Below are 13,095 nucleotides of genomic sequence, written 5' to 3'. Positions count from 1 at the left end.
ACACTAACTAGTGGCGGGATAATGAAAAGGATACGCCTAGAGTGCGTGGTGCATTCAGTGTCGCGTTTGGCAGGTTGAAGAAAGGTACTATCTGGGTGGCGTGGCGATCATCAAAGATATTCCTGGCAAACAGGGCGATCTCCCACTTTTCATCGTCCGGTCCCACCGCGAGCCGCAGGTCCACTTCCTCCCAGCTTTCGCCAATGAATTGATCGAGGTCCTGGTTGGTTTCGGTGAAATGGGTCTCCGACTGCATGCGCAGTGTCGCTTGTCCGCTGATATAGCCAAACGATGTGGGGTACCGATAATCGGCAGAGAAGTTCCCGATCCATTCGGGCGAGCGCGTCATGCGATTGCCGGATACATCCACCGCCGCGGGTGTCTGCAGCGAACCCATGGTGATGGTACCGATGTCGTCGGGAAATCCGAACAGCGTGCCATCGAGGATTTCCGTATCCAACCAGGAGCCATTCAAGGTCAGGGTCAGATTCTCCGTTGCACGCAACAGGCCCTCAAATTCGATACCCCGTGTCCGGGCTTCGGGCACGTTGATGATCGCCACCCCGCCGGTGTTTACCGCCTGGCGAATCTGGAGGTCGTTGTAATCGGACCAGAAGGCACTGATATTCAGCCGCGCGCGTCGGTTGAAGAGCTCGTGCTTCGCGCCGAGTTCATAGTTGGTGATGGTTTCCGAACCCACTTCCAGCGGCCGATCCGGCAGGGTGCCGCCAATGTCGCCGAAGTTGTTGAAACCACCGCTGGTAAATCCGCGGGAGTAGCTGGCGTAATACATGCCCGAGTCCGTCGGCGCGAAGTTCAACACCACGCGCGGCGTGACTTTTTCGAAGCTCGCCTCACAGTCATTGGTCGCGCCCGGACAAGCGACGGTAGTCCCCGCGTCCAGCGGCGGTACCACACTGGTTCTCAAGGTTTGCACCGTATTGGTGACCGTGGCCTCTTTTTCGTCGCGGCTGTAGCGCAGCCCGCCGGTTAACGACCAGGTATCGCTCAGATCGAGTGTTCCATCCGCGAAGACCGCGTAGGAATGGGTCTCCTGCGTGGTATTGAAGCCCAGATCCAGGCCGGCGGCACTGCCAGGCACCAGGGGTGGGATGCCGGGAGCGGCCATGGGCGGGCCGCCCTGTTCGTTGACGATGCGAATGAAGCCGTCAACTTCCTCGTAGGCGTAGTAGAGCCCGGCGGTCCAGCGGAAGGAGCCGCTGTCCGAGGCGAGCCGCAATTCCTGCGACCAGGAGGTGTAATCCTGATCAGAGGTGTTCCAGCCAAGGGAGAAGGCGGAATTGGCGGGGTTGATCAGCCGGCTGTTCTCCCGGTTGTTCGGGGGAGGCATGCCGGTCAGATTGTTCCAGAACTCCGCACCGGGTGTTCCCGGCAGGGCCCCGGTGACCCAGGGTGTCGAGTCCTGGAATCCGCTGACGTTGAAATGGCGGTATCCGGTCACGGACGCAAGCGTCACAGCTTCACTGAGTTGCCAGTCGGCCAGCAGGGTGACGTTTTCCGATTCCGTTTCCGTGTACTGTTTGCCGATAATCTGAACTTCCCGGTCATCGAGAGTCTCTTCGTAATCGGAACGGCGGACGTGTGGGGACCCCTGATAGAGCTGCAGGGGCAGGCCGGGGATCACCGGGCCGAGTTCGAGAGTCGCCAACTGCAGTGTTGCGGGTCGATCCTCGCCGCGCGCGATCTCACCGATCAGGTCGACCGTCACATCGCTGTTTGGCGTAAAACGCAGGGAAACACGACCGGCGGTGCCGCGCCCACCACCGAATTCGCGACCGTCAATGATGTTCTCCGCCCAGTCGCCGCCCGATCGGTGGGAGATGGCGGCGCGCATCGCCAGAACGTCCTCAATGAGCGGTAAGTTCACCGCACCAGAGACCTTTGCGTTGTCGTAGCTGTCGTAGCTGAAGCGTGTATAACCGCTGAATTCGCCGCTCGGCCGCCTGGTGTCGATGAGGAGAGCGCCGGCGGTGGAGTTGCGCCCGTAGAGCGTCCCCTGCGGGCCACGCAGCACCTGGATGTTGTCGACATCCAGAAAATCCGCTACCGATTGTCCGAGCGCGCGGACATAGACGCCGTCGACGTAGACGGCAACGGGCTGTTCGGTCAGCAGGCTGCCGCTGCCGGCGGGACCGCCGATGCCGCGGATGGCGACGGGCGCCAGGCCGTAGCTTACGCTGTCCGAAACCACAAGGCTGGGTACCGCACCGGCCAGATCCTGGATCGAACTGTAGCCGGCCCGGGTTAGCGCATCTCCCTGAATCGCCGAAACCGAGATCGGCACGTCCTGCAGATTTTCCGACCGTTTTTGCGCGGTAACGACAACTTCTTCAATTTCTCTGGCTTGCTGCGCAATGCCGGGCTGGCCCCATAAGACCAGAGTCAGATTACCCGCCAGCCCGATCGCCAGGCTCAGTTGCTTTTTCTTCATCGCTTTCTCTCCATTACGGATTGTTATTATCAAAGCCTCAAGCAAAAACCTTCATCCCAGCTTGCCAATCCCGGCGCCCGACGCCTCGGCCAGGTCGGCAATGCCCGCAACGGTAAACCCGACAATTTGGTCGATCAGGTCTTCGGGTTCTTCCGGCCAGGCGTCGCGGCCACTCATGGTGCGATAGCTGCCGTCAAACGGCGCCGTAATCATCAACATGACGGCAAAACTAAACACCCGCACTACTGCATCAGTCGATATGTTGGGAGCCGTCTCCCGCAGGGCGAGAAGATACTGGTTGCGTATCGGCATCAGCAGTTCGGTGTAAATGCTGTCGGTCAATGAATGGCTTTCCATCACGAAGCGGGCCAGCAGCCTCACATAGGCGTGGGCTTTCTCATCACCGCACAACTCCAGATGCGGCGATATATACCCCCGAATCAGCGCCTCAATGCGCCGCTTGCCTTTCAGATTGGGATCGATGCGGCGCAGGTTCTCAAGCCGCTGCTCGTTCAGGGCTTTCAGGTACCGGCTGATGACCTCCCGATACACCGCTTCCTTATTGCCAAAGTGATAATGAACCAGCGCCGCATTGAGTCCGGCATCGCGGGAGATTTCCCGCAATGACACGCCGTCGTAGCCCTTTTCGGCAAAATGGCGAACTGCGTGGTCGAGGATCAGCGTTTTGGCATCCATAGTCAGGCTCTATCTATTTTGGGTTTGTTATTGCAGGCTTGAATCGCTGGTTTAACTTTCGTGTGACTTTTAAATTTAACCGCTTGATTTAACCATCTGATTTAACTGGTTGATTAAATCCGACTGTAGCAGTTCCGATGCGGTCTGCCAAGAGTATTTGCAAGCAGGATTTTTCGTAGGGTGTCGAGCAGCGAACCTCTCAATAACGCCGCAGGATGAACGGTTACCCCGCGCCATTCACGTGGACGTGGGTTACATGTTTGTGTGTGATGGAGCACGTGGATGGTGCCGAGCACCTGGTGCGGGAGGTGGGGTTATAGTTTTCGGGATCCGGGACCGCGGAGCTGTTTTTATGGAACGCTGAAGGCTTTTATGGAGCGCTGAAGGCTCCAGCTCCGCCATCGGGCCGCAGGCCCGCCCCCTGGGAACGCCGAGCTCCAGCTCGGCATGCGGACCGCAGGTCCGCCGAGGGCGAATACAAGGTTCGTCCTACAATGCGCTCTCGTCATTCCGGCATGACGTTCCTACGCCGGTATGACGAGTCGATGAATTCAGTAGGATGGGCAAAGGAGCGAAGCGACGTGCCCATCTTTCGTGGCTTTGATGGGCACGCTTTGCCCATCCTACGAATGCTATTTCTGACGTTTAGTCTTCATAAACGTAAACCCCCTCCACCTGCATACGGTAAGCCGTCGTACCCGGTTCGCTTAAAGGAAGCTTAGGCGTCAGCCTGCGCTGGCCTGGCCCGCCAGAACCGCCTTGGCCGGGGTGCCGGCGGCCTTTGCATTCTGCGCCTCTATCCAGCCGCTCATGCGCGCTTCCAGCACATTCAGCGGCACTGCGCCGCTGGACAGCAGCTGGTCGTGGAAGGCGCGGATATCGAAGCGCTCGCCCAGCCGCTGCTCCGCTTTGGCGCGCAGTTCCTTGATCTTCATTTGGCCCAGTTTGTAGGCCAGGGCCTGGCCTGGCCACACCAGGTAGCGATCGATTTCCACGGTGATGTCGTGCCTGGGCTTGGCGCTGTTGTTCATAAAGAACTCGATGGCCTCTTCGCGGCTCCAGCCCAACTGGTGCATGCCGGTGTCCACCACCAGGCGCACTGCGCGCCACATATCGTAAGTGAGAGCGCCGAACTCGCTGTAGGGGTCCCGGTACAGGCCCAGGTCCTTGCCCAGGCTCTCGGAGTAGAGGCCCCAGCCCTCCACATAGGCGGTGTAGCCGGCGTTGCGGCGCAGCGGGTGCAGGCCTTCCTGCTCCTGGGCCAGGGCGATCTGCAGATGGTGGCCGGGCATGGCCTCGTGCACCGTCAGTGCTTCCATCTCCCATTTCGGGCGGCTGGGCAGGTTGTAGGTGTTGGCGAAGAAGATCCCGGCGCGGCCGGCTTCATTGGAGCCGGGCATGTAGTAGGCGGTGGTCTGGGACTTCTCCGAGTAGCTGGGGATCGGTTTTACCCCGTAGGGCAGGCGCGGCAGGGTGCCGAACAGGGCCGGCAGCTCGCCGTCGATGCGCTTGGCGATATCCCGGTAGCCCCGCATCAGTTCTTCTTTGCTGGTGTGGTAGAACTGCGGATCGGTGCGCAGGAATTTGGTGAATTCCTCAAAACTGCCGTCAAAGCCGGTCTTCTCAATGACCGCCTGCATCTGGCCGCGGATGCGCCTCACCTCGGCCAGGCCGATACGGTGGATTTCCTCCGGGCTCAGGGTGGTGGTGGTGTTTTCGCGCACCAGGTGCGCGTACCAGCGCAGGCCGTCGGGCATGCTGGTGAAGGCGGTGTCCACCCTGGCGCCGGGGATATATTCGCGCTCGACGAATTCCGCCATGTTCCGCCAGGCGGACACCAGGTCTCTCTGGTACAGCGCATGGGCCCGCTGTTGCAGGCGGCGTTGCTGGGCGGAGGAGATGCCGGCCGGCATTTCGTTGAAGGCTTTCAGCAGTGGGCTGTCCTTCGGCTCCTCGGGCACCAGGGCGCGGATCTGGCCGGGCAGGTCGCGGAGGGTGATCTGCGGCGGAGTGATTTTCTTTTCCAGGCCCTCGCGCATCAGCGCCTGGGTCTGCTGTACCAGCGCCGGCAGTTTCTCCAGGCGGGTGAGAATGGTTTCGTAGTCGGCGACGGTGCCTTTGGCCATGCTGTTCAGCACACTGGGCACGTTGCGCTGGATGCCGTCCATATGGCTGACCGGCAGCAGGTGGCCCGGGAACTGGAAGCCTTTTACCTCCATCAGCAGGTCCTGGTACAGCAGCTGGTAATCCAGCTGTTTCTCCTCCGGGAGGCTGTTGCGGTCAAGATGGCGGCTGGCGGCCAGCAGGCTGCGGGTCTGTTCCCGGCGGCGCTCGATGCCGTCCATGGAGGTGTCGGTCCAGCGGTTGTCCTGGCCCCGGTAGCCTTCGTAGGTGGCGTTCTCCGGGAAGCTCTCCATGATCCAGCGGTAGCGCAGGTCCTGCAGGGCTTTCAGCTGGGCGCTGGAATCGCTCTTGGGTAGGGCGTCGAAGGCTTTGTCAAAGGCATTCTGCTCCATGGCCGAGGCGCTGGCGGCGAGCAGGGCGGTGGAGAAAAGTAGGGATTTGGCGAGGTTGGTCATGGTGCTCCCCGTGTAATTGGTAAAGCTGAGGCGCGGGCTGTGCCCGCGGTGCGGAGCTGGAGCTCCGCGGTCCCGGGGATGGTCTACAGCAGTTTATGGATTTGGTATTCCGGGTCCCGGGTTCCGGGTTCCGGGGCCCGCTTTTTCAGCCGTCGGCGAATCTGCCTTTCGATGCCCGCTGCGTCCAGGCCGAGGCCGGCGAGCAGGTCTTTGTGCTTGCCGTGCTCAATGGTGCTGTCAGGCAGGCCCAGTTGCAGTACCGGCACCTGGGTGCCGCGGTGGTTCAGGTATTCCGTCACCGCGCTGCCGGCGCCGCCGGCCACGGTGTTCTCTTCCAGGGTGACCAGCAGGTGGTGGCTCGCGCCGAGTTCGTCGATCAACTGCTCGTCCAGTGGCTTGACCCAGCGCATATCCACCACCGTGGCGCCGAGCTTCTCCGCCGCGGCCAGCGCCGGGGTCAGTAGGGTGCCGAAGCTGAGGATGGCCACGCCGGCACCCTCGCGCACCAACTGCCCTTTGCCCAGCGGCAGTTCGGTCATCTGTTCTTCGATCTGCGCCCCGGTGCCGGTACCCCGCGGATAGCGCACCGCTGCCGGCCCGCTGTGCCGGTAGGCGGTGTAGAGCAGTTGGCGGCACTCGTTCTCGTCGCTGGGGGCGGCGATCACCAGGTTCGGCAGGCAGCGGATATAGGTGAGGTCGAAGCTGCCGGCGTGGGTGGGACCGTCCTCGCCCACCAGGCCGGCGCGGTCTATGGCGAAGGTAACGTCCAGGTTCTGGATGGCCACATCGTGCACCAGCTGGTCGTAGCCGCGCTGCAGGAAGGTGGAGTAGATGGCCACCACTGGTTTCTGTCCCTCGCAGGCGAGGCCGGCGGCCAGGGTGACTGCGTGCTGTTCGGCGATGGCCACGTCGTGGAAGCGCTCCGGAAAGCGCTCGGCGAATTCCACCATGCCCGAACCTTCGCACATGGCGGGGGTGATGCCCACCAGCCTGTCGTCCCGCTCGGCGGTGTCGCACAGCCAGCGGCCGAACACCTCCTGGTACTTGGGCGGCTTGCGCTCGCCGCCCCCCTCGCTCGGGGAGGGGGCCACCTGCACCTTGGGCTCTGGTTCCAGCTTGTTCAGCGCATGGTAGCCCACCGGGTCTTCCTCGGCGGGGCCGAAACCCTTGCCCTTGGTGGTGACGATATGCAGAAGCTGCGGCCCGCGCTGACTGCGCAGGTTGCGCAGGGTCTGCACCAGGTCGTGCACATTGTGGCCGTCCAGCGGGCCCACGTAGTTGAAGCCCAGTTCCTCGAACAGGGTGCCCGGGGTGATCATGCCCTTTACATGTTCTTCGGTGCGCCGTGCCAGCTGCCAGGCCTTGGGAATGACGGAGAGTATCTTGCGGCTGCCCTCGCGCATGGACAGGTAGGTTTTGCTGGCCAGGATCTTGGCGAAATAGGTGGCCAGGCCCCCGACGTTTTTCGAGATGGACATGCGGTTGTCATTCAGCACTACCAGCATGTCTTTGCCGGTGTGGGCGGCGTGGTTCAGCGCCTCGAAAGCCATGCCGGCGGTCATGGCGCCGTCGCCGATCACCGCGACGACCCTGCGGTCGTCCGCAGAGCCCAGCGCCATGCCCAGGGCGGCGCTGATGGAGGTGCTGGAGTGGCCCACGCCAAAGGTATCGTAGGGGCTCTCGCTGCGTTTGGGAAAGCCGGACAGGCCGCCCTGCTGGCGCATGCTGAGCATCTGCTCGCGGCGCCCGGTGAGAATCTTGTGGGGATAGGTCTGGTGGCCCACATCCCACACCAGCCGGTCTTCCGGGGTGTTGTAGATGTAGTGCAGGGCGATGGTCAGTTCCACGACCCCCAGGCCGGCGCCGAAGTGACCACCGGTCTGGCCGACGCAGTACAGCAGGTACTCGCGCAGCTGGCTGGCCAGTTCCGGCAGTTGGCGCTCGTCCAGGGCGCGCAGCTGCGCCGGTTCGTCGATGGCGTCGAGCAGTGGCGTCTGCGGGCGTGTGCGTGGGATTTCGTCGAACATCAAACGTATCAATTGCAACGGATAGGTAAGAGGGGGATTGTATGCCTGTGGCGGGGAGATTGCATCCTGTGGGGGACTCGGGACTCGGGACTCGGGACTCGGGACTCGGGACTCGGGACTCGGGACTCGGGACTCGGGTTGTGGGAGCCTGCCTCGCAGGCGATGGGGCGAGCCCCCGGCCACTCCGCTTCGCCAGCAGGGCTGGCTCCCACAGGAATTAGTGACTGCGTTGGACTATGTAGTCGGCCAGCTGTCGCAGCAGGTCGCTGTCGCCATCCACTTCGGCCAGGGTGTCCAGTGCCTCCCGGTGCAGGCCCTCAAGCTTGGCGCGGGCGCCGTCCAGGCCCAGCAGGGAGACGTAGGTGGGTTTGTTGCGCGCGGCGTCGGCGCCTTGGGTCTTGCCCAGGGTGGCGGTGTCGGCGGTTACGTCGAGAATGTCGTCCTGTACCTGAAACGCCAGGCCGATGGCCTCGGCATAGCGGCTGACCGCCGCCAGCCGGGCTTCGTCGGCACCGCCGAGCAGGGCGCCGATGCGCGCGCTGGCGCGGATCAGGGCGCCGGTCTTGAGGCGGTGCATCTGTTCGAGCCGGGGCAGGTCGAGGCGCTTGTCCACCGAGTCCAGGTCGATGGCCTGGCCCGCTACCATGCCCCGGCTGCCGGCGGCACAGGCCAGTTCGCGGATCAGGCGCAGTTTGAGTTCGGCGGCCGCTTCGCTTTGCAGCAGTAATTCGAAAGCCAGGGTGTGCAGGGCGTCGCCGGCGAGGATGGCGGTGGCTTCGTCGAACTGGATATGGCAGGTGGGCCGGCCCCGGCGCAGGTCGTCGTCGTCCATGGCCGGCAGGTCGTCGTGTACCAGGGAGTAGGCGTGGATGCACTCCAGGGCCGCCGCGGCCGTGTCGCAGCTTTCTGCGGAGAAGCTATCCGCAAAGCTGTGGGCGCAGGCATAGACCAGTGCCGGGCGCAGGCGCTTGCCCGGCCCCAGAGCGGCGTAGCCCATGGCGGCGAAGAGTTTTTCCGCACCGGAGGTGGCCGGGGCCAGCGCCGTCTGCAGGCGGGCCTCCACACGTTCGGCACTCCATCGCAGGAAGTTCGACAGTTCCGCGGGAAAGGATGTGTCGGACACTCAGGCTTCTTCCTCTTCGCCCGCGGTATCCTCGTCGAAGGGCAGTTCGCGGATGCTGCCGCTCTCCTCCATCAGGACCTTGACCTTCTGCTCGGCGCTGGCCAGTTTCTGCTGGCACTCGCGGGTGAGCTTTACCCCGCGTTCGAAATCCGCCAGGGCCTCCTCCAGGGGCAAGTCGCCCGCTTCCAGGCGCTCCACCAGTTCTTCCAGTTCTTCCAGTGCCTGCTCAAAGGTTGCCGGCTTCTTTTTTACCGCCATGGGATATTCGCTCCAACTCAATGCGCGGCAACCTTAGCCGCTGGCGCATAAGGGGTCAATTGCTCGCCTCCAGGGACAGCAGATAGTGGGCCAGGGCGCGCTTCTGCGCGCTGCTTAAGCCGTAGTTGGGCATGGGCGGCGTGGGAGCGTCGAAGTAACTCGCCAGGCTCTGCAGAGTGTATTTTTTTGCCAGATTTTTCAGCACCAACTGTTCAGCGTGGCATTGGGCGCAATTGTGTTGCCGATACAGTTCCTCGCCCCGCTGCGCCGCGCCGCTGTCGATGGCCAGGGGCTTGTGGGGGGCTTTTATCCGCGGTTTCCGCTCCACGGCGGCGGAGGCATTTTGCGATCCGGTAGTGACGCGGTAGACGGCGCCGGCGTAATCATCGGAGATATAGATGTTGCCGTTGGCGTCCTCGGCGATGGCCACGGGTCGGCCGCTGACTTCGTCGCGCTTGCGATCCAGGAAGCCCCAGAGGAAATCCCGCTGTTCGATGTTGCCGCGGTCGTCCCAGTGCAGGGAGACCACCTTGTAGCCGTCCTTGGTGCTGCGGTTCCAGGAGCCGTGCAGGGCCACCAGCGCCGCGTCACGATAGTCCCGGGGCTGTGCCGGGCTGCGCAGGAAGCGGATGCCCAGCGCGGCGTTGTGGGCGGGGAAGTTGTGCACCGGCGGGCGCGAGTTCTCGATCTTGCGCTGGATTTCCTCGCCGGCGTCGGCACTCCCCTCTCCGCCTTTGGTGAAATGGGGGTCCGGGACCCGGTCGCCGTTGGCGTAGGGCCAGCCGTAAAAAACACCTTTTTCCACCAGGTTCAGCTCGTCGGGTGGAAAGTCGTCTCCCAGCCAGTCGCGGCCGTTGTCGGTGGCATAGAGACCTCCGTCCATCGGGGACCAGTCGAAGCCCACGCTGTTGCGCAGGCCGGTGGCGTAGATTTCCAGGTCGCTGCCGTCGGGTTTGAAGCGCATGATGGTGGCGCGCTGCGGGTCCTTCTCCTCGCAGACGTTGCAGGTGGAACCACTGGAAAGATAGACCCAGCCATCCGGTCCCATGGCGATGGTCTTGGTCCAGTGATTGCCCTCGTCCCCGAGGCCGCTGACGATTTTCTGGTAGCTGCCGGCCAGGCGGCCGTCGGAGTGGTCGAAAGGGACGCGACCGACGCCGTTGCTCTCGGCGATATACAGCCAGTCCTCATGCAGGAACAGGCCGTGGGGGCGGCGCAGGTCGTCGATGAGTACCCGTTGGCCGTCGCTGCGGCCGTCCCCGTCGCGGTCCGCCCGGAGCAGGCTCACCTGTCCGCGCCGGGGTTGGGAAACGATTACGTCGCCACGGCGGGTGACGGTCAGCCAGCGGGCGTTGGACACAGTGTCGGCAAAAAGCTCCACGCGAAAACCGGCGGGAGTGTGTAACCGTCTGTCCACCGTTTGGGGATCAGTTTCAGCGCCCCCTGTCAGTTGTTTCCAGGGCACGCTGACGCCCGGCGCGAAGAATATAATGGTGGACACGCCAGCGCCCAACGCTACAAGAAAAATAAGCGTATATTTCAACAGGCTTTTCACGATTTGAGATTGATCTCGTAATATTTGTGGCTATAGTTGTCGCTCTTCCCATGCCGCGCCAGTTTTACCACAACAGGCGCCTCCCGTCTCCGCCGCTTATCCCCCATGGGATATATCGCAGGCTTGTGAGATATCTCGCACAAAAAATTCAGCCGATTGCCTCTACTTTTTTTTCCGTCCCTGACCATAATGAAAGTGCAGGGATGCAAAGGGACTGCAAACCGCGGCAAAGGATAAAAGGATTGTGCCGCTCGCCCGAGGGACACGGGCACCATCCTGTGAGACGCACCGTTCGGGCGGGATTGCCCGGACGGTGTTTTATTTGGGCAACGATTTGCCGCATCCCTACGGCTCGACCTTCGGTCAGCCGAGGGTGCCAATCCGCGTCCTGTGGACTTTTCCCTGACCCTTCTTCGAGCAGCCTCCGGCTGCACAAAACGGCGGAACCGCCGTTTTGTTATTTTTTTACCTGTTTCACCGGGGCAATTCCTGTCTGGAAAATGTAACAATTTTCCGCTTTAATCAGTGCAATCCGGCCATATTTTTCCTCTGAGCCGGTGGAGGATGATGCATTCAGTAAGTCAGCTCTGCATATACCTGCCCTGATACAGCCCCCACACCGCTGGCGGGTATGCTGTTCGACACTCGTGAATTTCTACAGAAGGCCCTGCCGGATTGCCGGCAGGGCCTTTGTTTTTGGGCGAACAGAAGATTCGCCCCCAGGGTTTCAAGAAGGGGAGATGAGCCGATGCAAGCGAGAATTCTGCGCCTGAATCTGGCGGGGCAGCCGCTGGAGTGGTTGAGTTGGGAGGAGGCCGCCTGCCTGTATGTGCGGGAATTGGTGACCTGGTCCCTCGGTGGGGTGGTGCTCACTGTGCGCGGTGGCATCAACCGCCTCGGCGAACGATCCAGTCTGGATCTGGCAGCGATTATCGCCTGCGGCGGCGAGCGCATGGCGCGGCCGCGCCGACGCCCGCCACTGACCAATAGCGCGCTCTTTTCCCGCGATCTGCACACCTGTCTGTACTGTGGCAACGGATTCCCCAAGCGGGAGCTGACCCGCGATCACGTGCAGCCGGTATCCCGCGGCGGCCGTGATGTCTGGGAGAACGTGGTTACGGCTTGCCGGCGCTGTAACCAGCACAAGGGCAACCGGTTGCTGCAGGAGATCGATCTGGAATTGCTGGCACTGCCCTTCTGCCCCAATGCCGCCGAATACCTGGCGCTGATCAACAACGAGCGGATTCGCGGCGACCAGATGGAGTTTTTGCGCGGACAGTTTTCCCGCCGGCGCCAGGAGGGGTGGTTGCAGGCGGGCTGATCAATGACCAATGATTAATGTTTGTCATTGGTTATTGATCATTGGTCTTCATCGCTTTGTGGATCAAACTGCTCAGGTAGTGGGAAAAGTCGTGGCCGGCGTTTTCCATCATTTTGGGGAACATGGAAATGGACGTCATGCCGGGAAAGGTGTTGACCTCGTTGAGGTAGATATCGCCTTCCTCGGTGAGAAAGAAATCGATACGTGACAGGTCCTTCAACTGCAGGCCGATAAAAGCGCGGCAGGAGGCCTCCCTGATCCAGCCCCGCTGCGCGTCGCTCAACCCCTGTGCCTCCACATGGGTGACCGCGCGGCTGGCGTCGTTGTATTTCTCCTCATAGCTGTAGAAGGCGTCCTCCGGCGGGCACACTTCCCCCGGCGGGGTGATCACCAGTTCGCCGTCGTAGGGGTAGACCGCGACTTCAAGTTCGCGCACGCGCAGGCATTTCTCCACCAGCACATAGGGGGAATAGCGGAAGGCTTCATCCAGCGCCCGCTCCAGTTCCTCCGTCGAGCTCACCTTATAGCAGCCCACTGACGACCCCTGATTGGAGGCCTTGACGAACACCTGTCCCCACTCCTGCAGTGCCATGGTGGCCTTGGCGGTTTCCTCCGCCTCACTGCTGCACAGGAACTGATAGGGCGTGTTGTCCACCCCCAGGGCGCTGAGCCAGAGTTTGGTGGTGATCTTGTTGAAGCAGATCTTGCTCGCCTCGGGCCCGCAGCCGTAGTAGGGAATGCCGAACAGGCCCAACTGGGATTGCAGGTCGCCGGTTTCACCGGGGTAACCGTGAATCGAGGGGATCACGTAGTGCACCGGCTGGGTTGTGCCGTCTTCTCTATACAGCTGGCGGTCCTGGTGCAACTGGTAGATTTCGCCGTCGCTGCCTGTGAGGCGTCCGTTGGCGTCCATCTCTACACGAGTCAGGGCGATATCCGGTACCACGGCCAGACGATGCTGGATAAAGTCCGCGGTGCGCAGGGAGACTTCATGCTCGCTGCCGCCACCGCCGCAGATCAAAAGGGTGTTGATGGGGATTGGGGAATTCATACCTTTCTCGTCTTGTAAGGTGCGCCGCGCACG

General features: G+C 62.1%; 9 protein-coding genes. 1 reads left to right on the top strand and 8 read right to left on the bottom strand.

Annotated features, from left to right (window positions below):
* Positions 1-7 precede the first annotated feature (7 nt).
* The 7 genes from FHS09_RS03055 to FHS09_RS03025 form a co-directional block, all read right to left on the bottom strand.
* Positions 8-2,452 carry a TonB-dependent receptor gene (locus FHS09_RS03055; RefSeq protein WP_183456563.1) on the bottom strand — a complete coding sequence of 815 codons (2,445 nt, stop codon included), beginning with the start codon at positions 2,450-2,452 and terminating at the stop codon, positions 8-10.
* Positions 2,453-2,503: 51 nt separating this feature from the next.
* The gene (locus FHS09_RS03050; protein ID WP_183456561.1) at positions 2,504-3,148 is read right to left on the bottom strand and encodes a TetR/AcrR family transcriptional regulator; all 645 of its coding nucleotides are present in this window, start codon (positions 3,146-3,148) and stop codon (positions 2,504-2,506) included.
* A 725-nt stretch (positions 3,149-3,873) separates the two neighbouring features.
* Positions 3,874-5,727 carry a DUF885 domain-containing protein gene (locus tag FHS09_RS03045; protein ID WP_183456559.1) on the bottom strand — a complete coding sequence of 618 codons (1,854 nt, stop codon included), beginning with the start codon at positions 5,725-5,727 and terminating at the stop codon, positions 3,874-3,876.
* Positions 5,728-5,810: 83 nt separating this feature from the next.
* Entirely contained in the window at positions 5,811-7,754 is a 1,944-nt protein-coding gene (dxs, locus tag FHS09_RS03040; RefSeq protein ID WP_183456557.1) for a 1-deoxy-D-xylulose-5-phosphate synthase, read from the bottom strand.
* 217 nt (positions 7,755-7,971) lie between these two features.
* On the bottom strand, positions 7,972-8,877 hold the full coding sequence (gene ispA / locus FHS09_RS03035) for a (2E,6E)-farnesyl diphosphate synthase (protein ID WP_343057389.1): 906 nt from the start codon (positions 8,875-8,877) through the stop codon (positions 7,972-7,974).
* Positions 8,878-9,156 carry an exodeoxyribonuclease VII small subunit gene (locus tag FHS09_RS03030; RefSeq protein WP_425487757.1) on the bottom strand — a complete coding sequence of 93 codons (279 nt, stop codon included), beginning with the start codon at positions 9,154-9,156 and terminating at the stop codon, positions 8,878-8,880.
* 34 nt (positions 9,157-9,190) lie between these two features.
* Complete coding sequence (locus tag FHS09_RS03025) at positions 9,191-10,636, bottom strand: DUF7133 domain-containing protein (protein WP_343057388.1); 1,446 nt, start codon at positions 10,634-10,636, stop codon at positions 9,191-9,193.
* A gap of 802 nt (positions 10,637-11,438) precedes the next feature.
* Between FHS09_RS03025 and FHS09_RS03020 the strand changes: the two genes are divergently transcribed.
* Positions 11,439-12,011 carry an HNH endonuclease gene (locus tag FHS09_RS03020; protein ID WP_183456552.1) on the top strand — a complete coding sequence of 191 codons (573 nt, stop codon included), beginning with the start codon at positions 11,439-11,441 and terminating at the stop codon, positions 12,009-12,011.
* A gap of 31 nt (positions 12,012-12,042) precedes the next feature.
* Here FHS09_RS03020 and FHS09_RS03015 read toward each other — a convergent pair whose 3' ends face one another.
* On the bottom strand, positions 12,043-13,062 hold the full coding sequence (locus FHS09_RS03015; RefSeq protein ID WP_183456550.1) for a D-alanine--D-alanine ligase: 1,020 nt from the start codon (positions 13,060-13,062) through the stop codon (positions 12,043-12,045).
* Positions 13,063-13,095: the final 33 nt, after the last annotated feature.

The sequence above is a fragment of the Microbulbifer rhizosphaerae genome (assembly GCF_014191725.1).
GTDB lineage: Bacteria > Pseudomonadota > Gammaproteobacteria > Pseudomonadales > Cellvibrionaceae > Microbulbifer > Microbulbifer rhizosphaerae.
The sequence above is the reverse complement of the archived record's forward strand: the minus strand, read 5'-3'. Positions and strand labels throughout refer to the sequence as shown.

What these genes read in the sequence shown, in the direction of transcription:
- FHS09_RS03055 (WP_183456563.1), bottom strand. Translation starts at nt 2,452, where the DNA reads ATGAAGAAAAAGCAACTGAGCCTGGCGATCGGGCTGGCGGGTAATCTG.
- FHS09_RS03050 (WP_183456561.1), bottom strand. Translation starts at nt 3,148, where the DNA reads ATGGATGCCAAAACGCTGATCCTCGACCACGCAGTTCGCCATTTTGCC.
- FHS09_RS03045 (WP_183456559.1), bottom strand. Translation starts at nt 5,727, where the DNA reads ATGACCAACCTCGCCAAATCCCTACTTTTCTCCACCGCCCTGCTCGCC.
- dxs (WP_183456557.1), bottom strand. Translation starts at nt 7,754, where the DNA reads ATGTTCGACGAAATCCCACGCACACGCCCGCAGACGCCACTGCTCGAC.
- FHS09_RS03020 (WP_183456552.1), top strand. Translation starts at nt 11,439, where the DNA reads ATGCAAGCGAGAATTCTGCGCCTGAATCTGGCGGGGCAGCCGCTGGAG.
- FHS09_RS03015 (WP_183456550.1), bottom strand. Translation starts at nt 13,062, where the DNA reads ATGAATTCCCCAATCCCCATCAACACCCTTTTGATCTGCGGCGGTGGC.